At 64.5% G+C, this 18877-nt stretch carries 19 protein-coding genes; 15 read left to right on the top strand and 4 right to left on the bottom strand.

Annotated elements, in window-relative coordinates:
* Window positions 1-19: 19 nt before the first annotated feature.
* Window positions 20-1531, bottom strand: a complete 1512-nt coding sequence (locus AAC645_RS14215) for a hypothetical protein (protein ID WP_340316934.1) — start codon at window positions 1529-1531, stop codon at window positions 20-22.
* 154 nt (window positions 1532-1685) lie between these two features.
* Here AAC645_RS14215 and AAC645_RS14210 point away from each other — a divergent pair, with 154 nt between their 5' ends.
* From AAC645_RS14210 to miaB, 8 genes are all read left to right on the top strand, one after another.
* Complete coding sequence (locus tag AAC645_RS14210; protein WP_340316933.1) at window positions 1686-2255, top strand: NifU family protein; 570 nt, start codon at window positions 1686-1688, stop codon at window positions 2253-2255.
* 34 nt (window positions 2256-2289) lie between these two features.
* Window positions 2290-2892, top strand: a complete 603-nt coding sequence (locus tag AAC645_RS14205) for a malonic semialdehyde reductase (RefSeq protein ID WP_340316931.1) — start codon at window positions 2290-2292, stop codon at window positions 2890-2892.
* Between the two features lie 11 nt (window positions 2893-2903).
* Window positions 2904-3515: a tRNA (adenosine(37)-N6)-threonylcarbamoyltransferase complex dimerization subunit type 1 TsaB gene (gene tsaB / locus AAC645_RS14200; protein ID WP_340316930.1), complete on the top strand. Its 612-nt coding sequence runs from the start codon at window positions 2904-2906 to the stop codon at window positions 3513-3515.
* Complete coding sequence (locus AAC645_RS14195) at window positions 3512-3973, top strand: GNAT family N-acetyltransferase (protein WP_340316929.1); 462 nt, start codon at window positions 3512-3514, stop codon at window positions 3971-3973. The genes tsaB and AAC645_RS14195 overlap by 4 nt, the downstream gene beginning before the upstream one ends.
* A 133-nt stretch (window positions 3974-4106) precedes the next feature.
* Window positions 4107-4520, top strand: coding sequence for a Ros/MucR family transcriptional regulator (locus tag AAC645_RS14190; RefSeq protein ID WP_340316928.1), 414 nt, complete (start codon window positions 4107-4109; stop codon window positions 4518-4520).
* Window positions 4521-4629: 109 nt separating this feature from the next.
* The gene (locus tag AAC645_RS14185) at window positions 4630-5052 is read left to right on the top strand and encodes a Fur family transcriptional regulator (RefSeq protein ID WP_340316926.1); all 423 of its coding nucleotides are present in this window, start codon (window positions 4630-4632) and stop codon (window positions 5050-5052) included.
* A gap of 4 nt (window positions 5053-5056) precedes the next feature.
* Window positions 5057-5791: a lysophospholipid acyltransferase family protein gene (locus AAC645_RS14180; RefSeq protein WP_340316924.1), complete on the top strand. Its 735-nt coding sequence runs from the start codon at window positions 5057-5059 to the stop codon at window positions 5789-5791.
* 71 nt (window positions 5792-5862) lie between these two features.
* On the top strand, window positions 5863-7215 hold the full coding sequence (gene miaB, locus AAC645_RS14175; protein WP_340316943.1) for a tRNA (N6-isopentenyl adenosine(37)-C2)-methylthiotransferase MiaB: 1353 nt from the start codon (window positions 5863-5865) through the stop codon (window positions 7213-7215).
* Window positions 7216-7279: 64 nt separating this feature from the next.
* Here miaB and AAC645_RS14170 read toward each other — a convergent pair whose 3' ends face one another.
* Complete coding sequence (locus tag AAC645_RS14170) at window positions 7280-7789, bottom strand: YqhG/Tai3 family protein (protein WP_340316922.1); 510 nt, start codon at window positions 7787-7789, stop codon at window positions 7280-7282.
* 190 nt (window positions 7790-7979) lie between these two features.
* Here AAC645_RS14170 and AAC645_RS14165 point away from each other — a divergent pair, with 190 nt between their 5' ends.
* From AAC645_RS14165 to AAC645_RS14150, 4 genes are all read left to right on the top strand, one after another.
* Window positions 7980-8978 carry a PhoH family protein gene (locus AAC645_RS14165; RefSeq protein ID WP_340316920.1) on the top strand — a complete coding sequence of 333 codons (999 nt, stop codon included), beginning with the start codon at window positions 7980-7982 and terminating at the stop codon, window positions 8976-8978.
* 9 nt (window positions 8979-8987) lie between these two features.
* Window positions 8988-9497 (top strand): rRNA maturation RNase YbeY, encoded by a 510-nt coding sequence (ybeY, locus tag AAC645_RS14160; RefSeq protein ID WP_340316917.1) that lies wholly within the window; start codon window positions 8988-8990, stop codon window positions 9495-9497.
* Between the two features lie 75 nt (window positions 9498-9572).
* The gene (locus AAC645_RS14155) at window positions 9573-10466 is read left to right on the top strand and encodes a hemolysin family protein (protein ID WP_340316915.1); all 894 of its coding nucleotides are present in this window, start codon (window positions 9573-9575) and stop codon (window positions 10464-10466) included.
* A 171-nt stretch (window positions 10467-10637) separates the two neighbouring features.
* Window positions 10638-11981, top strand: a complete 1344-nt coding sequence (locus AAC645_RS14150; protein WP_340316913.1) for a PQQ-dependent sugar dehydrogenase — start codon at window positions 10638-10640, stop codon at window positions 11979-11981.
* Window positions 11982-12005: 24 nt separating this feature from the next.
* Here AAC645_RS14150 and AAC645_RS14145 read toward each other — a convergent pair whose 3' ends face one another.
* Window positions 12006-12806: an arginyltransferase gene (locus AAC645_RS14145; RefSeq protein ID WP_340316911.1), complete on the bottom strand. Its 801-nt coding sequence runs from the start codon at window positions 12804-12806 to the stop codon at window positions 12006-12008.
* A 315-nt stretch (window positions 12807-13121) separates the two neighbouring features.
* Window positions 13122-14369: a threonine ammonia-lyase gene (locus AAC645_RS14140; RefSeq protein ID WP_340316909.1), complete on the bottom strand. Its 1248-nt coding sequence runs from the start codon at window positions 14367-14369 to the stop codon at window positions 13122-13124.
* A 60-nt stretch (window positions 14370-14429) separates the two neighbouring features.
* Here AAC645_RS14140 and AAC645_RS14135 point away from each other — a divergent pair, with 60 nt between their 5' ends.
* The 3 genes from AAC645_RS14135 to AAC645_RS14125 all read left to right on the top strand — a co-directional run bounded on the left by AAC645_RS14135 (window position 14430) and on the right by AAC645_RS14125 (window position 18821).
* Window positions 14430-15311 (top strand): NAD(P)-dependent oxidoreductase, encoded by an 882-nt coding sequence (locus tag AAC645_RS14135; RefSeq protein ID WP_340316907.1) that lies wholly within the window; start codon window positions 14430-14432, stop codon window positions 15309-15311.
* A gap of 64 nt (window positions 15312-15375) precedes the next feature.
* Window positions 15376-17106, top strand: a complete 1731-nt coding sequence (locus AAC645_RS14130) for an amidohydrolase (RefSeq protein ID WP_340316905.1) — start codon at window positions 15376-15378, stop codon at window positions 17104-17106.
* 68 nt (window positions 17107-17174) lie between these two features.
* Window positions 17175-18821, top strand: a complete 1647-nt coding sequence (locus AAC645_RS14125) for an alkaline phosphatase family protein (protein ID WP_340316903.1) — start codon at window positions 17175-17177, stop codon at window positions 18819-18821.
* Window positions 18822-18877: the final 56 nt, after the last annotated feature.

Raw genomic sequence — 18877 nt, 5'->3', positions numbered from 1 at the left:
GGAAGGGTCATCGCCCCAATCATCGCAATGCCGGCAGGCGGTCGCCATCTGGCATGTGGGGCATCGAAGAGCGCACCTCGCCGGCGTCCGTTCGCGGTTGGGACGGGTGGGCGGCGGCTCGGACGGCCTCCGCACGGAGCGCGACCAGGATTGCGGCGAAGACGATGCTCAGGACCATTGGCGCGCTCCACGCGCCGATAAATGCCGCCGAAACGACGAAGCCGGCCTGTATCGCCATACAGACCTGTCCGAGCAGCAGCTGGTCTCGCGAGGGACGGACGCGGCGAAGCGCGCGATAGCCCATGAGGCTCGACGCAAGGAACAGCACATAAGGAAGCAACGAGGCGATTCCGCCCTGGACCACGATCGCGAGATAAAGGTTGACGAGGTCGACGATGCCCTGCCCCTGTTTGAAGCTGTCGAGCAGCCCGCTCGAAACCGCCTCGGGATATCCCAGCCAGACATGGCTGCCGAGCGTCTTGGGGATTCCCCACAGGATCATCATCCGATAATCGGCCGACCCCTGCGCATCCGCATTGGACAGGATCGGCAGGGCGACGACGATTATGAAGCCGAACCCGGCTATCGCCGTCGCGACCGCATATCGGCGACGCATCAGCAGAAGCGCCACGATGCCGACCGCCATGGCAATTACACCGGTGCGCGACAGCGTCGCAACCAGGCCGACCAAAGCGCAGCCACCAGCGACGACAACCGGCATCTTCCAGCCTTGCCAAGCGGCGAGACCGAAAACCGCGATCGCTGTCATGCCGAAGACGACGCTGCCGCCCAGTGGATGCGAGTATGGACCATAAGCTCGCAACATGCCGCCGCGGAACAGCATGACCGTCGGCGTGCCGGCAACGTAAAGATCTCCCTTCATAGCGCCGATGTTCGCGTAGAGCGGCCACCAGCGCACTGCTTCGAACATGCACAGCAATGACGCCGCGGCAGCGCCGAAGATCATCAGGCGCAGCACCAGCTCCGGCTGCGGAATACGGGTGCGTGACACGACATGATAGGTCAGCCCGTAGGGCACGACATATTGCATGAAGTTCCGGAACGCACCGGTCGGGCTATCGGGGAGAGAGACGCACAGGAGGAAGATCAACAGGAAGCTATGGAATAAGACGTCCGTCGCATTGGGCTGCCGACGCAAGTGCAACCCCGGATTGGCGAGATAAGCCAACAGCATGGCGCCCGAGAAGACAGTGAGCGGCCCCAGGTTCATGACATATGCGCCAGCGATGTTGAGCAGCACGGTGGTCGACGGCGTCCATAGATAGAAGAAGAGAAAGGTCGCCACCATCGGCACCCGCCGATCGAAACACAGCAACAAGAGCACGCCGTATATCAACAGGCTTGGGGCCATCGGGACGAAGCTGACCGCGACGCAGGCGATCAGCGCCCCGGCCGCCGCCAGCCTGGCGATCATGAGACGCTCCCAGCTCGCCTGCGACAGGCGCAGCAAAGGGAGGCTTGCCAAGCCCAGCAGCCCAATCAGAACGATGGCGTTCTTCCACCAGAACATCAGCCAGCCGTCATCCGCATGTCCCTGACGGGCCCGTCGCCAAGGCCATGACGAGGATTGCCCAATGGCATCATAGCCACCAAAGGGCGTTTATAGACAGAAGGTAAAGAAGGAATGGCTTGATCCGCCTGCCATCTCGCCCCACATGGCGTTCATGTTGATAGAAACCGAACTCACGCCAAATCCGGCAACGCAGAAATTCTTGCCTGGCCGCGCGGTCATGACCACAGGAACGCGCGACTTTGCCGACCCGGAGGAGGCCGCCGGCTCGCCGCTGGCGGAAGCGCTGTTCTCGCTGGGCGACGTCACCGGCGTGTTCTTCGGCCAGGACTTCGTATCGGTCACGGCCGCCGAGGGCACCGATTGGCGCGATCTCAAGCCGCAGGTGCTCGGCGTTCTGCTCGATCACTTCTCGTCCGAAGCGCCGCTGTTCCGGGCCGGCAGTGCCGCGGAAATCGCGATCGACGATGGCGACATCGCAGATGATCCCGCCGATGCCGATATCGTTGCGCAGATCAAGGATCTGATCGAGACGCGGGTTCGCCCAGCCGTCGCCAAGGACGGCGGCGACATCATCTACCGCGGCTTCCAGCGCGGCACCGTCTATCTGGCCATGCAGGGCGCCTGCTCGGGCTGCCCCTCGTCGAGCGCCACACTCAAGCAGGGGATCGAGACGTTGCTCAAGCATTATGTGCCCGAGGTCACTGAAGTCCGCGCCGCCTGATTCCTGTAAGATCGCAACACTCCCGGGGAAATTCATGGCTGAACCGCTGTCCGACGAAGGGCTCGATCTGCTGTTCCGCAAGGCGCGTACCTATAACGGCTTTCTGGACAGACCAGTGACCGAAGCCCAGTTGCGCGAGATCTGGGATCTTATGAAATTTGGACCGACCTCGGCCAATCTGTTTCCGGTCCGGATCGTCTGGTGCGTGAGCAGCGAGGCCAAGGACAAGCTTTCGAAGCTCGTGTCTGGCACCAATTCCGGTAAGGTGCTGCAGGCGCCGGTGGTCGCCATTCTGGCCATGGACACCGAATTCTACAATCATGCCCCCCGGCTGTTCCCGATCGCCGATGCGCGCTCGTGGTTCGTGGGCGAAGATAATGTGCCCAACGAAGCCGCTGCGAGCACCGCCTTTCGCAACAGCAGCCTGCAGGGCGCCTATTTCATAATGGCCGCGCGCGCGCTCGGGCTCGATACCGGGCCGATGTCCGGCTTCGACAATGCCGGAGTCGACAAGGCCTTCTTCGCCGGCACCAGCTACAAGTCGAACTTCCTCTCGACGCTCGGCTATGGCGACCCCTCGACAATCTTCGAGCGGATGCCGAGGCCGTCGTTCGAGGAGTTCACGGCGATCGCGTGAAGAGCGGACGGATGCCGCGGACACTCGTGATCGATACCGCCACTGCCGCCTGCTCGGTGGCGCTTGTAGAAGACGGGGCCGTGCTGGCCCAGCAGCATGATGTGGTTGGGCGCGGCCATGCCGAAAGGTTGATGTCGATGATCGCGGCGCTGCCGGGCGGAGGCCGCGCCGATGCGATCCTCGTCGATTGCGGGCCCGGCAGTTTCACTGGCGTCCGGATAGGGCTCGCCGCCGGCCGCGCACTCGCGCTCGGCTGGAATGTCGGCGTGCATGGCTATTCGTCGATGGCGGTCATTGCGGCGGCTGCGGAGTGCGACGACGATGCGATCGCCGTCGCGCTGATCGGCGGCCATGGCGAACTGTTCGTGCAACGTTATCGTCCCCGCCCGACGGCACCACTGTCCCCGCTCGAGTCGCTTGCACCCCAGGCTGCTGCCGCCTGCTTGTCCGAGGCGCATATATTTGGATCCGGCGCAGCGCAGCTCGTGGCCGCGCGCGGAACCGGCACCGCGCACGATCGCCTGCCCTGTGCCGCCGACGCGCTGCTGCTGCCTGACGTCCTGGCGCGGCTGGCGCCGACTCCGATCTACGGCCGCGCCGCCGATGCAAAGCCTGCAGCATGACCCGGCTGACCATAGAGGAAGTCGGGATTGCCCGGCTCGACGCCGTGATGGAGGTCATGAACGAGGCATTCGATCATGGCTATGGCGAGGCGTGGACCGAGCCGCAGACAGTATCGATGATGACCCTCCCGGGCGTCTGGCTGTCGCTCGCCCAGGTGGGCGACAGAGCCGCGGGCTTCGCGCTGAACCGGATCATAGCCGACGAGGCCGAACTGTTGCTGCTGGCGGTGTCCCCGCACAGTCGCCGCCAAGGCGTGGGCATGGCGCTGATCGAACGCTCGCGACAATTGGCCCGGCTGCGTAATGGAGTGCGGCTTCATCTCGAAGTGAGGCATAATAATCCTGCGATCATACTGTATAACAAGGCCGGCTTCGATCTTGTGGGTCGAAGGCCCGGCTATTATAAAGGAATCGATGGTGCGGTTCACGACGCTTTGACCTTGTCTTGTAGACTTTAGACCGCGTTGAACTACCACTGTTGGAAATGATCGTTGCATTTCGATCCAGAATGGCGCAAAGCCCGCCGATCGCGTCCGCGCCGACAGTTTCCTCAACTTAATCTATTTAAATCAATCGATAAGGGTCAATATCATGACGGACAATTCCGACCTCACCGAAACACTTATTGCTTTGACCGCAGACATCGTGTCGGCGCATGTCAGCAACAATAGTGTCGCCGTTTCGGACCTGCCGTTGCTGATCCAGAATGTACACAGCGCTTTGTCATCGCTCGGTGACGTACTGGTTGAGCCGGAGGTAAAGCAGGAGCCGGCGGTATCGGTCCGCGCCTCGATCAAGCCCGATTACATCGTGTGCCTCGAGGACGGCAAGAAGCTGAAGATGCTCAAGCGGCACCTTATGACCCATTACCAGATGACTCCGGAGCAATATCGGGCCAAGTGGAACCTTCCCGCCGATTATCCGATGGTCGCGCCGAACTATGCGGAGCAGCGCCGTTCTCTCGCGAAGAAGATCGGCCTCGGCACCAAGCGGCGGACCCGCTGATCCGGAAGATATGGGGACGGAGAAATTCGTCCCCAATATTTCTCCCTTGTGATTTCAAGGGCACGTCCGATCTTGTGCTCGCAGATGCGATAAGGCTAACGAGGTAGTTATGCCCGGCAAGATCGACATCGAACAGCTTTGCGCCGAAAAAGGCCTGCGCATCACCGAGCAGCGCCGCGTGATAGCGCGCGTGCTGTCCGACGCCGAAGACCATCCCGACGTCGAGTTGCTCCATCACCGCGCAGCCGCCATCGATCCGGGAATCTCGATCGCGACGGTTTACCGGACGGTGCGGCTGTTTGAGGAAGCCGGCATCCTCGAACGCCATGATTTCGGCGATGGCCGCGCCCGCTATGAAGCGGCGCCCGATACGCATCACGATCATCTGATCAATGTCGAGACCGGCGAGGTTATCGAGTTCGTCGATCGCGAACTCGAGGAGCTGCAGCGCCGAATCGCCGAGCGGCTGGGCTTCCGCCTCGTCGATCATCGGCTCGAACTCTACGGCGTCCTGGCCAACCGCTCCAAATAGATTCGTGGCGCGGTATCGAAGCATTGCCCGCCTCGCCGTCGCCCTTTGCGTGCTGCTATTCTGCCTGACGGGCTACGCGCTCACCTGGCCGCTGCGCCGCTCGATCGGCTGGACGCGTTTCTTCCTGCAATGGTTCGGCGAGGCGCTGGGTCTCGACGTCAGGATCGAAGGCGCGCCATCGGGCCGGGATGCGCTCTATGTCGCCAATCATGTCAGCTGGCTGGATATATTGGCGCTTGGCGGGGCGACCTCCACTTTCTTCATATCCAAGGATGATGTGGAGGGCTGGCCGCTCGTGGGGATGCTCGCCCGCATCGGCGGCACCATCTTCATCCAGCGCGAGAGCCGCCGCGCTGCGCGCGGCCAGGTCGACCAGCTCGGCCAGGCGCTGAGCGGCCATGTCCCGATCACGCTTTTTCCCGAAGGGACGACCGGCGACGGCTCGAAGCTGTTTCCCTTCCGCCCTGCGCTGTTCGCCTCGGTCGCGCCGCCACCGCCCGGCATCACCGTGCAGCCCGTCGCAATAGATTATGGCGCCGCAGCCGCCGAGATTGCCTGGACCGGCGAGGAGGACCTCGGCCCCAACGCCAAGAAGGTCCTCGCGCGACCCGGCCCGCTTCGCTGCACGTTGAAGTTCCTGCCGCCGCTGTCCCCATCCGAGGACCGCAAGCTGCTCGCCGCGCAGGCGCAGGCAGCCATCGAGGCGGCCCTGGGCCTCGCGCCCCACAGCGACGGATAAGCGCGAACGCTTTCGTTTGCCGCCGCTTCGCCTATAGGCGCGAACGCTTTTCGTTTGCCGCCGCTTCGCCTATAGGCGCGGCGATGTCGCGCCCCGCCCCCAAGAGCTTCCACGTCAAGTCGTTCGGCTGCCAGATGAACGCCTATGACGGCACACGCATGGCCGAGCTTCTCGAAGCCCAAGGCATGCAGGCCGCCGACAGCGCCGAACAGGCCGAGCTGATCGTGCTCAATACCTGCCACATCCGCGAGAAGGCTGCCGAGAAGGTCTATTCGGACATTGGCCGCATCATCAAGCGATCCCGGGGCAAGCAGCAGCCGATGATCGCCGTCGCCGGCTGCGTCGCCCAGGCCGAAGGCGCCGAGATCCCGCGCCGCGCACCTGCGGTCGATATCGTGGTCGGTCCACAGGCTTATCACAACCTGCCCCAGCTCGTGGCCGACGCGGCGCAGGGCAGGCCCGCGCTCGACACCGACATGCCGGCCGCCTCGAAGTTCGATGCGTTGCCCGGACGCCGCTGGCCCGGGCCCAGCGCCTTCCTGACGGTTCAGGAAGGCTGCGACAAATTCTGCACCTATTGCGTGGTGCCCTATACGCGCGGTGCGGAAATCTCGCGGCCATGGAGGGCGATCATCGACGAGGCGAAGGCGCTCGTCGATGCCGGGGCGCGCGAGATCACCCTGCTGGGCCAGAATGTGAACGCCTGGAGCGGCGAGGACGAACGCGGACGGGCGCAGGGACTTGACGGCCTGATCCGCGAACTTGACGCGCTGCCCGGCCTCGTCCGCATCCGCTACATGACCAGCCACCCCAACGACATGAGCGACGGCCTGATCGCCGCGCATGGCGATGTCGCCAAGCTGATGCCCTTCCTCCATCTGCCGGTGCAGGCGGGATCGGATCGCATCCTCAAGGCGATGAACCGCAGCCATGATGCGACAAGCTATCTCAAGCTGATCGAGCGTGTCCGGGCTGTCCGCCCGGACATCGCGATCTCGGGCGATTTCATCGTCGGCTTTCCCGGCGAGACCGAGGCGGATTTCGCCGCCACGCTCGACATCGTAGGTGCGGTTGGGCACGCTCAGGCGTTCAGCTTCAAATATAGTCCTCGGCCCGGCACGCCCGCTGCGACAATGGCCGATCAAGTCGACGCCGACGTAATGGACGAGCGGCTGCAGCGGCTGCAGGCGCTGCTCAACGAACAACAGCATGGCTTCAACCTCGCCACCCTGGGCAAGCGCTGCGATGTGCTGATCGAGCGCGACGGCAAGCGGCCGGGCCAGCGCATCGGCAAATCGCCCTGGCTCCAGTCGGTGATCGTCGAGGACGGCCCCGCGATCGGCGAACTGGTGACGGTCGACATCGTCGCGGCCGGGCCAAACAGCATGACGGGAGTGATCGCGGCGGAGAGCCGGGCGGCTTAGAGCATCCGATTCAGTGGAAACCGTTTGTCCCGAGCGAAGTCGAGGGGCCGGCCTGGGAACGCCCCTAGTGCGCGACCTTGGTAAGCGAGCGATTCTCCGCAATAACGCCGTCTCGATAACTGAGAGAGCCCGGCGCACCCAGCACGTCATATACTCGCCATCCCGCAGGCGTTTTCTCCATCAGAAGCGATATCTGCTGTGGTTGCGCATTGATGAAGCGGACAACGGCCCGAATCCGCTTATGGGGCCAGCTTGAGAGCGTTATGCTGATCAGTTTGATCGTATGATAGTCTTGGCACTGGCAGATAGGATCCGCATCCGTAGCCGCGCCGGCTTCGAAAGCATTGAGCCTCTCATTGACAGATATGAGCCGAGACGTCGCAGGCGTGAAAACCGTACGCCACGGAACCGGATCTATGCAGGGTAGCTTACCGGAGCATTCTTTGTAGCTCGTGTAGATATGGGTCAGGAAGGTGCGTATCTCGGCATCGTCGAGCCGTGTGGGCGCAGTGGTCGTCGCGTTCAACGACGATGTCGCGATGAGCAAGGACAAGACCCATAAAATCCGCATCATTGCTCTCTCAAAACTCCCAACTTGGCGTTTTAACATTGGGGACAGCAATAGGCATCTGCCACATCAATGGTGGATAAGTGCAACGCGCCGCCGCTTTTCCTCTTCGCACGGGTCCAAATGTGCGTAGGATCGTTGTGAGCCGGATGACACCCGTCCTCGGGTTCGTAAGGAAAGGAAGCTGCCGCACCTTATGTCGCGCAAGCCAGTTCCCGCGCAGGCCGGAGATCGCGCCCGGCTAGAGATCATGTTCGACAAACCCCAGCTGCTCGGGCGCCTGTTCGGCGAATTCGACCAGAACCTGGTAGCGATAGAGAACCGGCTAGGGGTCTATATCGCGGCACGCGGCAACAAGCTGCAGATCGAAGGTGAAGCCGAGGCGGCGGGCCGCGCCCGCGAGGTGCTCACCGGCCTTTATAACCGCATCGTGCAGGGCCAGGATCTCGACAGCGGCGCCGTCGAGGCGGTGATCGCGATGTCGGCCGAACCGACGCTCGATGGCATCATCCGCAGCGACGTTTCCGATCTTCCCAAGGTGATGATCCGCACCCGAAAGAAGACGATCGTCCCGCGCTCGGCGACCCAGATCAAATATATGGAAGCGCTCAACCGCTCAGATATCATCTTCGCGCTCGGGCCGGCGGGCACCGGCAAGACCTATCTGGCCGTGGCACAGGCGGTGCAGCAGCTGATCCAGGGCACAGTCGACCGGCTGATCCTGTCACGGCCGGCGGTCGAGGCCGGCGAGCGGCTGGGCTTCCTGCCCGGCGACATGAAGGAGAAGGTCGATCCCTATCTCCGCCCGCTCTACGACGCGCTCTACGACATGCTGCCGACCGAACAGGTCGAACGGCGGATCGCCTCGGGCGAGATCGAGATCGCGCCGATCGCCTTCATGCGCGGCCGCACGCTGGGCGACGCCTTCGTCATCCTCGACGAGGCCCAGAACACCACGCCTGCGCAGATGAAGATGTTCCTGACCCGCTTCGGCCAGAACAGCCGGATGGTGGTATGCGGTGATCCGCGGCAAATCGATCTGCCCGACATCGGCAAGTCGGGCCTCGCCGACGCGGTGGCCAAGCTGGAGGGCATAGAGGGGATCGCCACCGTCCGTTTCGGCGCTGCCGATGTCGTCCGCCACCCGATCGTCGGCCGGATCGTCGAGGCCTATGAGGGACCCGACGATGCGTGAGCGCTGCTCGTGATCGAAGTCGCGGTTCAAGCCGAACCAGGCTGGGATGACGGCACCGACTGGGAAGCACTGGCCACCGAAGCTGTGATCGCCGCGCTCGGCACGACACCCAATGCCGAGATCCTCACCGCGTCCTATACCGCCGAAGTCTCGATCCGGCTGACCGATGACGACGAGGTCCAGGCGCTCAACCGCCAGTATCGAAGCAAGGACAAGCCGACCAATGTGCTGAGCTTCCCGATGGTGCAGGACGATCTGCTCGAGTCGCTCGCCAATGGCGACGATGGCGAGGTGCTGCTCGGCGACATCATTCTCGCCCGGGGCGTCTGCGAGCGCGAGGCCGCTGAGAAAGGGGTCGCGACGGCCGAGCACGCCACACACCTGATCGTCCACGGCACGCTCCATCTGCTCGGCTATGATCATATCGCCGACGATGAGGCGGAGGCGATGGAGGACCTGGAGCGCGCGGCGCTCGCTAGCTTGGGCATCGATGACCCTTATGTGGTGACAGAGGATTGAGCGATAAGGCCATTGCCCCCCGCCCCTCATTTCGGATACCGAATCACCGCATGAGAACGGCACACTAGAAAGACGATGCCCGACGACAGCAGTAGCAGCGCCGCGGATAGCGGCGGACGATGGTGGCGCGGGCTGCGCTCGCTGTTCGCGCCCGAGCATGAGCCCAGTCTGCGCGACCAGATCGAGGAGGTCATCGAGGAGCATGACAGCGAAGGCGACCAGGGAGACGACCTCTCCTCCGCCGAGCGCGAGATGCTTCGCAACATTCTCCACTTCGGCGAACGCAATGTCGGCGACATAGGCGTCCCGCGCGGCGACATCATCGCCGTGCCCGAGACGATCGGCTTCGATGAACTCGTCGCGCGCTTCGCCGAGGCCGAACATAGCCGGCTTCCGGTCTACAACGAGGACCTCGATCATGTCACCGGCATGGTCCATGTGAAGGACGTGTTCCGTATTATCGCCACCGACGCGGCGCGGCCGGCGACGATCGAGAGGCTGATCCGTCAGCCGCGCTACGTTCCCTCGTCGATGCGGATCATCGACCTCCTGGCGGAGATGCGCGAGACGCGCACGCATCTCGCCATCGTGCTGAACGAATATAGCGGCACCGACGGGCTGGTGACGATCGAGGACCTGGTCGAGGAGATCGTCGGCGATATCGAGGACGAGCATGACGAGGAGGAGGAAGACCTGCTCGTGGCGCTGGGCGACTCGATCTGGTCGGCCGACGCCCGGGCCGAGCTCGAGGATGTCGCCCGGCTGATCGATCCGCGGCTCGCCGACATCGAGGATGATGTCGAGACGCTGGGCGGACTCGCCTCGGCGCTGGCCGGGCAGGTGCCGCAGATCGGTCAGATCGTCGAGCATCCGAGTGGCTGGCGGCTGGAAATCTCCGATGCCGACGAGCGCCGTGTCAAACGGCTGCTGCTCCACCCGCCCGCGTCGCGGGAGCAGCCCGAGGAATGATATTCTGGCGCGGGAGAGGCTTACCCGAATCTCACGCTCCAACGTCGTCATGCCAGCGAAAGCTGGCATCTCATTAGGATAGGGCGGCACTTCATCTCAGGAGATGCCAGCCTTCGCTGGCATGACGTGCTAGGGCGCTATAATTACCGGGCGCACGCCCAGGAGATGCCGATGTCGACCAAGAAGAAGCTGCTCATCGCCATCCCGATTTTGATTGTGCTGGCGGCGGTCGTTGCGATCTATGTGCTTGCCACGCGCGAACATGCGACCGTCGACTTCGCGGAGACGGTCGGCCCGGGGCCCAAGATCATCGCCCCGAATGCCACGCTGATCCCCACGCTGCACGTGGCCAAGGCGGTCGGCTGGAGGCCGGAGGAGAAGCCGACGGCCGCCGCGGGGCTTGTGGTGCAGGCCTTTGCCGTGGGGCTCGATCATCCCCGCTGGCTTTACGTGCTGCCCAATGGCGACGTTCTGGTCAGCGAGAGCAATTCGCCGCCCCGCGACGAGAAGAATGGCGGCGACGGGATCAACGGCTTCGTCATGAAGAAGATGATGGAACGGGCGGGCGCAGGCGAGCCGTCGCCCAACCGGATCATCCTGCTGCGCGACGCCGATGGCGACGGCAGGGCCGAACTGAAAACGGTGCTGATCGCGGGCCTCAATTCACCCAGCGGCATGGCATGGGCCAATGGCCAGCTCTATATCGGCAACACCGATGCGCTTGTCCGGGTGCCTTTCACCCCTGGCCAAACCCGGATCGACGCGAAGCCCGTGGTGATCGCCAAGCTGCCCGGCGGCTTCGATCACTGGGCCCGCAACCTGCTGCTCGCCAAGGACGGCAAGTCGATTTTCGTTGCCGTGGGGTCGGCCTCGAACATCGCCGAGAACGGCATGGATCGCGAAGCGAAACGGGCAGCGATCTGGCAGATAGAGCTGCCGTCGGGCCGCAACCGCATCTATGCCTATGGCCTGCGCAATCCGAACGGCCTCGCCTTCGAGCCGACCACCGGCGACCTGTGGACGACCGTGAACGAACGCGACATGATCGGTTCGGATATCGTCCCGGACTATCTCACCGAGGTGCAGTTCGGCGGCTTCTACGGCTGGCCATGGTATTATTGGGGCGGAGTCGTCGACAAGCGGGTGCCGGAGCCGGACGAGGATCTGCAATCCTATGTGATCCGCCCGGATTATTCACTCGGGCCGCATGTCGCGGCGCTGGGCCTTGCCTTCGCCAAAGGCGCGATTCTGGGCCCGAAATATGCCAGCGGCGCGTTCATCGCGCAGCATGGATCGTGGAACCGGCGCCCCTATTCGGGCTATGATGTGGTGTTCGTGCCCTTTGCCCAGGGCAAGCCGATGGGCAAGCCGGTCGAGGTCCTGAATGGCTTCCTGTCCAAGGACGAGCAGGCGCGCGGCCGGCCGGTGGCGGTCGCGATCGGCAAGCGCGGCGGCCTGCTGGTCAGCGACGACGTCGGCGGCAAGGTCTGGCGCGTGACGGGGAACGGGCAGTAAGGCTCGGGCGAGGAACCGGTTGGTTCAGAGCATCTGGCCGAGCTTGGACGGTGCGGGAAAGGGGTTGCTCTTGCCCTCGCTGCTCGGCGCCGGCACCTCCAGGCGATGCCAGCCGCCAGCCGATAGCCGCTCGAGCGGCTGGAAGCGGGTCTTGTACTGCATGCGGGGCGACCCCTCGACCCAATAGCCGAGATAGACATACGCCAGGCTGGCTTCGGCCGCGCGGCGAATATGATCGAGGATGATGAATGTGCCGAGGCCGGGCCGCGCCGCATCCTCGGTTTCGAAGAAGCTGTAGACCATCGACACGCCATCCGACTGGCTGTCGGTCAGGCAGGCGCCGATCAGCTTGCCCGGCCGGCCGGCCACCGAAGGCTCGCGATATTCGATGATGTGGGTCTTTACCGGCGTCTGCTCGACCATGTCGGCAAAATCGAGTTCGTCCATCTGCGCCATGCCGCCGCCGGGGTGGCGCGACTTGAGATAGCGGCGCAACAGCGCGAACTGCTCCTCGGTGGTCCACGGCTTGCAGACGCTGACCTCGATATCGGCGTGCCGGCGGATCAGCTTGCGCTGGCTGGCATTGGGCTTGAACTCGGCCGCGACGACCCGGACCGACACGCAGGCCTGGCAATCAACGCAGGTCGGGCGATAAGCCACGCCCTGGCTGCGGCGAAAGCCGATGCGGCCGAGCGCATCGTTCAGCTCTCCGGCGTTGGGGCCGGACAGCTCCGTGAAGACCTTCCGCTCGGTACGCCCCGGGAGATAGGGGCACGGACCGGGCGTCGTCACGAAGAAGCGCGGAAAGCGAAACTGCGCCGTCATCCGAAAGCCTGCCCCATAAACAAGAGGTCGCTCATCGACCTATATTAATTATGCCTACGCACGAACCTCATGAAAAGAGCATTAACCTTGATTCTTTTGATAGGCCCTCAAGTGCCGGGCGCAGGGCATCCGCCCTGCTTGGCTTCGCGCCAATAAGGCGCGGCGGCCGTTCGGCCTGGCGGAGCCCTGACAGGCTCCGACGCACAGCTCGGCGTCGGGACACACCTGTGTCCCGCAAGGCCGAACGGCCGCCCGAGCTTATACGGGGATAGCCAAGGTCGCGGATGCGACCGCCGGCGCCTGAGGCCCTACAAACTAAGCCGCTTCGATGGTCTCGACCTGATACCCCTCATGGCGGAGCGCCTTGAGCAAACGCTCGAGGTGCGCCGCGTCGCGGGTCTCGCACTCGATCTCCGCTATCAGGCCCTTGGCCGGCAGAGTCGTGAAAACCCGCTGGTGATAGACCTCGACGATGTTCACCTGCTGCTCGTTGAACACGCGCGCGACATGGAACAGCGCGCCGGCGCGATCCTGAAGCCGGATGCTGAGCCGCGCGAGGCGGCCCGAGCGCGCCAGATCGCGCAGCAGGACGTTCGCGAGCAAGCGGGTGTCGATATTGCCGCCGCACAGGATGATGCCGATATTCTTGCCGCGGAACGCCTTGCCATGCGCCAGCAATGCGGCGAGGCCGGCCGCTCCCGCGCCCTCGACCACGGTCTTTTCGATCTGCAGCAGCATAGACACGGCGGTTTCGAGGTCGCGCTCGGTCACCAGCACGATATCGTCCACCAGCGCGCGCACGATTTCGGAGGTGATCGCCCCCGGCTGTTTGACGGCGATACCCTCGGCCAGGGTGTCGCCGTCGCACGGCAACATCAATCCCTTCATCTTGGCGTACATCGACGGATAGAGCTCGGCCTGGACGCCGATCACCTGCATCGGGCGGGGCCCCGCGCGGGCGACAACCGCCGATCCGGAGATCAGCCCGCCGCCGCCGATCGGCACCACCAGCATGTCGAGTTCGGGCGCGTCCTCGATCATCTCCAGCGCGACAGTCCCCTGCCCGGCAATCACGTCGACATCGTCGAACGGGTGGACGAAGGTCAGTCCCTCTCGCGCCTCGAGTTCGCGCGCGGCGGCATAGGCGTCGTCATAGCCCTCGCCGATCAGGATAACCCGCGCGCCATGGCCTTCGGTCTGCTGCACCTTAACGGTCGGCGTCGGCTTGGGCATCACGATGGTGACCGGAATACCCAGCCTTTTGCCATGATAGGCGAGCCCTTGCGCGTGATTGCCCGCCGAGGCGGCGATCACCCCGCGGGCGCGCTGCTCTTCCGACAGCTGGCACAGCTTGTTGAGCGCGCCACGCTCCTTGTAGGCGGCCGTGAACTGGAGGTTCTCGAACTTCAGCCAGACATTGGCGCCGATGATCTCGCTGAGCGTGCGGCTCTTCAGGATCGGAGTACGCACGATCGAAGGCGCGATCCGCGCCTGCGCGGCGCGAACGTCGTCGATGGTCACGGGGACGCCCTCGGCGCCGGTCTGCTTGTGCACGCTTGCCATAGTGGCCGCGCCATAGCCGATTAGGCAGCAGAGTCCTAGCGCGCCCGGAAAATCCATCTTATGCGAGTGGCCATGGCAAAAGTGACCTTCCTGGGGCTGGGTGCGATGGGCGCCCCGATCGCTCGACATCTCGCCGCCGCGGGCCATGATGTCACCGTCTACAATCGCACCCGGCTGAAGGCCGAAGCATGGGTGGAAAAGCATGGCGGCCGCTGGGCGCCGACTCCTGCCGCGGCCGCCGAGGATGCCGATGCCGTGCTGTCCTGCGTCGGCGCCGACGGCGATCTCGAGGCGGTGACCCTGCGCAGCGACGGCTGCTTTCGTGCCATGAAGAAGGGCGCTCTCTATATCGATCACACCACCGCTTCGGCCAAGATAGCCCGCCAGCTCGCGGTCGAAGGCCGCGATCGCGGGCTGCTCGTTGTCGACGCGCCGGTGTCGGGGGGGCAGTCTGGTGCGGAGGCGGGCACCCTCGCGATCATGTGCGGCGGATCGGACAAGGCGATGGCCGCGGCGATCCCGCTGATGGAGGCCTATTCGTCGCGGATCGTCCATGTTGGCGGGCCGGGCGCCGGTCAGACCACGAAGATGGTCAACCAGATCTGCATCGTCGGCGCGATGCAGAGCGCCGCCGAAGCACTGCGCTTCGCGCAGAATGCCGATCTCGATCTCGACAAGGTGTTCGAGGCAGTCTCGGGCGGCGCCGGCGCGAGCTGGTATATGGTCAACCGCTGGAAGACGATGGCCGAGGACAGCTTCGACTTCGGATTCGCGGTCGACTGGATGCGCAAGGATCTCAGCATCGCCATCGAGGAAGCCCGCGCCAACGGCGCCGCCCTCCCCTTCACAGCGCTGGCCGACCAGTTCTACGCCGATGCCCAGGCGCTCGGCTGCGGGCGGCAGGATATTTCATCGGTGGTGAAGCGCTTGCCGAAGATATGAAGCCCCTCTCCGACTTGGGGAGAGGGAGGGGCCCGCAGTCGAAAGGCTGTGGGAGGGTGAGGGCATGCGCTTGAAGCAGTCGCTGAGTTCGCGGTTAGCGCGAGCCCTCACCCGCCCATTGCTGCGCAATGGGCCCCTCCCTCTCCCCAGATGGGAGAGGGGTTTCACCCTCGCCGTCGCCCTCCTCGCCTCGCCCGCGCTCGCCGATGGACTGATCGACAACGCCAACGGCTACAGTTTCGACACGAGGGGTCAGCTCGTCCGTTTCACCGGCCTGTTGATCGACGACCAGGGCAAGGTTGCGCGGCTGCTCGATCGCAACGACAAGCGCCCCGACAAGCTCGATTTCAGGCTCGACGCCAAGGGCCGCACCGTCATTCCCGGCATGATCGACGCCCATGGCCATGTCATGGATCTCGGACAGGTGGCGCTGTCGCTCGATCTGTCGGCCACCAACAGCCTCGCCGAGGCACAGGCGGCGCTGCGCAAATATGCCGCCGATCACCCGACTCCGCCCTGGATCCGCGGTGGTGGCTGGAATCAGGACCGCTGGGGCCTCGGCCGCTTTCCCACTGCCGCCGATATCGACGCGATCACGCCGGGCCGTCCCGTGGTGCTCGATCGGATCGACGGCCACGCAGTGCTCGCCAACTCGGCGGCGATGGCAGCGGCCGGCATCAGCGCGAAGACGAAGGATCCCGCCGGCGGCCGGATCGAGCGCGACGCGCGGGGAAATCCGACCGGCGTATTCGTCGATGCTGCCCGGAAGCTGATCCTCGACGCGGTGCCGGCAATGCTGCCGCGCGACCGCGACGCCGCACTCGCCAAGGCACAGGAGATATTGCTCGGCTACGGCATCACCGCGACCTGCGACATGGGCACCAGCGCCGAGGACTGGCAGGTAATGCGTCGCGCCGGCGACGCCGGGCGGCTGCGGGTGCGCTTCATTTCCTATGCCCGGGGCATCGAACCGCTGCTGTCGATCGCCGGCACCGGCCCGACGCCATGGCTCTATGACGGCAAGTTGCGCATGATCGGGGTCAAGCTCTATGCCGACGGGGCGCTCGGCTCGCGGGGCGCCTGGCTCAAGACGCCTTATGCCGATGCGCCGGGGCAGCGCGGCCTGCAGTTGCTCGACGACGCCAAGCTTCGCAACCTGATGAGCCGTGCGGCGATGGACGGATTCCAGGTCGCGGTCGATGCCATTGGCGACGCCGCCAACGCGCAACTGCTCGGCGCGATCGAGGAGCTTGGCGAAACCTACAGAGGCGACCGCCGCTGGCGGATCGAGCATGCCCAGATCGTGGATCCTGCCGATCTGCCGCGCTTCGGCAAGAACGGAATCGTCGCCTCGATGCAGCCGGTGCACCAGACCTCCGACCGGACCCTGGTCGAGGCCAGGCTGGGCCCGGCGCGGCTCGGCGGCGCCTATGCCTGGAAGGCGATGCTCGACAACAAGGTGCCGCTCGCCTTCGGATCGGATTACCCTGTCGAGAGCCCTAATCCGTTCCTGGCCCTCGCCGCGGCAATAAGTCGGCAGGGACCGGACAGCCAGCCCGCGGGTGGCTGGCAGCCGCAGCAGATCATCAGCCTCACCGAGGCATTGCGCGCCTTCACCGCCACCGCCGCGTTCGCCAGTTTCGCGGAGGACCGGATCGGTACACTGACGCCGGGCCGCATGGCCGATTTCCTGATCCTGGACCGTGACATCTTCACCGCGACCGCGACGGATATCCGCGCGGCGCGGCCGCTCGAGACCTGGGTCGGCGGCAAGCGAGTGTGGGTGGCGAAATAGCGTCATCGATATGACATGGTGCAGACCTATTCGGCTCAAGCGATAAGGTCCTCACCGAAGGATTACATATGCGACGTAAGATGCTGGCGGCCGCGCTCGCCGCCCTCCCCTTCGCCGTTCAGGCTGCACCTCCGCCGAAACCGAAGCTGATCCTCGCCATCGCGGTCGATCAATTCTCAAGCGAAGTCTTCAAGCGCTATCGGGGCAGCTATGCCGACGGGTTGAAGACGCTGTCGCACGGCATCGCCTATCCGGCCGGCTACCAGAGTCACGCCGCGACCGAGACCTGCCCCGGCCATTCGACGATCCTGACCGGGCGGCATCCATCGGGCACCGGCATCGTCTCGAACAATTGGCTGGACCTGAAGACCGGCGCGAACATCTATTGCGCCGCGCCGCCGGGCCAGACCGATCCCGATGCGCGGGGGCCGCAGAACATGCGCGTGACGACGCTGGGCGACTGGATCAAGGCAGCCGAACCGGGCGCGCGCTCCTTCGCGGTTTCCGGCAAGGATCGGGCCGCGATCATGATGGCGGGCCAGAATGCCGATGGCGTCTATTGGTGGGTCGACGGCAAGGGCTTCCAGACCTCGCGCTTCGCCGCTGAGGCTGATCCGAAAGAGATCGGGCGCGTTAAGAAGTTCGATCGCAAGCTGATGGCCCGATGGAAGGCCAGGCCGCCGACACTGTGGCCGAAGCCATCGAGCGCCTGCGCCGCGCTCCAGCAGCCGCATCGGTTCGGGCAGATGGATATCTCAGGCGCCGTACCACCCGAAATGGCGTTGGGCGTCACCGCCGGCGACATGTTTCTCCAGTCCAAGGCGTTCCACGATGCGCTCCGTGCGTCGCCGCTCCTTGACGAGGCCACTGTCGACTTCGCCATCCAGCTGATCCAGCGAGAATGGCTGGGTCGGGGGCCGGCTACCGACATAGTGTCGGTGAGCCTTTCCGCTACCGATTATGTCGGCCATCGTTTTGGCAATGGCGGCGCGGAAATGTGCGTCCAGCAGGCCGCGCTGGACGCCACGATTGGCAGGCTGATCGCGAAGGTCAGAGCGGCCGGCGTGCCGGTGATGGTGGTGCTGACCGCTGATCATGGCGCGACCGACGCCGCCGAGCGCGAGCATGACCATGACGGCACGGCGGCGCGGCTTGATTCGAGGGGCTTCGTTGGGAAGCTCAACAAAGCGCTGAAGAGCGATTTCGCGATCGAGGCCGAACCCATCATAGGTGATGATCCGCAGCAGCTGGTGATCGCTGTGGGCCTCGATCCGGTGCTTGCCGCAAAGGTACAGCGGGCGGCGGTCGACTGGCTGAAGCAGCAACCCGAGGTGAGCGCGGTCTATAGCCGCGCCGAGATCGAAGCGGCCACTGTGCCGGCTGGAACACCGCCCGACAGGCTGACGATGCAGCAGCGGTTCAACGAGAGCTATGACCGGGATCGCTCCGGCGATATCGCGGTGGTCTATGCGGAGCATACCAGCTTCGGCGTACCGCGCCGCATGGGCGATACCGTGGCCGGTCACGGTTCCCCATGGGACCATGACCGACAGGTGCCGATATTGTTCTGGTGGCCGCAGGCTGCTGCGGAAACCCGCGATCAGCCGGTCGAGACCGTCGATATTGCACCGACCTTGGCCGCCGTGGCCGGAATCAGGCCCCCTGTGCCGGTCGATGGCCGCTGCCTTGATCTCGGCGGGGAGTGCCAGCACTAGCCCGCGGTGATGCGCCCCGCCGGCGTCCGCATAAGGACGACCAGTGGGGCGTAGTG

The sequence above is a fragment of the Rhizorhabdus argentea genome, assembly GCF_037861105.1.
Taxonomy (GTDB): domain Bacteria; phylum Pseudomonadota; class Alphaproteobacteria; order Sphingomonadales; family Sphingomonadaceae; genus Rhizorhabdus; species Rhizorhabdus argentea.
Note: the sequence above shows the minus strand (reverse complement) of the source record. Positions and strands in the feature narration are given on the sequence as shown.

Bases quoted from the DNA above. Each gene is read 5' to 3' on its own strand.
- AAC645_RS14215 (WP_340316934.1), bottom strand. From the start codon at position 1,531: ATGTTCTGGTGGAAGAACGCCATCGTTCTGATTGGGCTGCTGGGCTTG.
- AAC645_RS14210 (WP_340316933.1), top strand. From the start codon at position 1,686: ATGTTGATAGAAACCGAACTCACGCCAAATCCGGCAACGCAGAAATTC.
- AAC645_RS14205 (WP_340316931.1), top strand. From the start codon at position 2,290: ATGGCTGAACCGCTGTCCGACGAAGGGCTCGATCTGCTGTTCCGCAAG.
- tsaB (WP_340316930.1), top strand. From the start codon at position 2,904: ATGCCGCGGACACTCGTGATCGATACCGCCACTGCCGCCTGCTCGGTG.
- AAC645_RS14195 (WP_340316929.1), top strand. From the start codon at position 3,512: ATGACCCGGCTGACCATAGAGGAAGTCGGGATTGCCCGGCTCGACGCC.
- AAC645_RS14190 (WP_340316928.1), top strand. From the start codon at position 4,107: ATGACGGACAATTCCGACCTCACCGAAACACTTATTGCTTTGACCGCA.
- AAC645_RS14185 (WP_340316926.1), top strand. From the start codon at position 4,630: ATGCCCGGCAAGATCGACATCGAACAGCTTTGCGCCGAAAAAGGCCTG.
- AAC645_RS14170 (WP_340316922.1), bottom strand. From the start codon at position 7,789: ATGATGCGGATTTTATGGGTCTTGTCCTTGCTCATCGCGACATCGTCG.
- AAC645_RS14165 (WP_340316920.1), top strand. From the start codon at position 7,980: ATGTCGCGCAAGCCAGTTCCCGCGCAGGCCGGAGATCGCGCCCGGCTA.
- AAC645_RS14155 (WP_340316915.1), top strand. From the start codon at position 9,573: ATGCCCGACGACAGCAGTAGCAGCGCCGCGGATAGCGGCGGACGATGG.
- AAC645_RS14150 (WP_340316913.1), top strand. From the start codon at position 10,638: ATGTCGACCAAGAAGAAGCTGCTCATCGCCATCCCGATTTTGATTGTG.
- AAC645_RS14145 (WP_340316911.1), bottom strand. From the start codon at position 12,806: ATGACGGCGCAGTTTCGCTTTCCGCGCTTCTTCGTGACGACGCCCGGT.
- AAC645_RS14140 (WP_340316909.1), bottom strand. From the start codon at position 14,369: ATGGCAAGCGTGCACAAGCAGACCGGCGCCGAGGGCGTCCCCGTGACC.
- AAC645_RS14135 (WP_340316907.1), top strand. From the start codon at position 14,430: ATGCGAGTGGCCATGGCAAAAGTGACCTTCCTGGGGCTGGGTGCGATG.
- AAC645_RS14130 (WP_340316905.1), top strand. From the start codon at position 15,376: ATGCGCTTGAAGCAGTCGCTGAGTTCGCGGTTAGCGCGAGCCCTCACC.
- AAC645_RS14125 (WP_340316903.1), top strand. From the start codon at position 17,175: ATGCGACGTAAGATGCTGGCGGCCGCGCTCGCCGCCCTCCCCTTCGCC.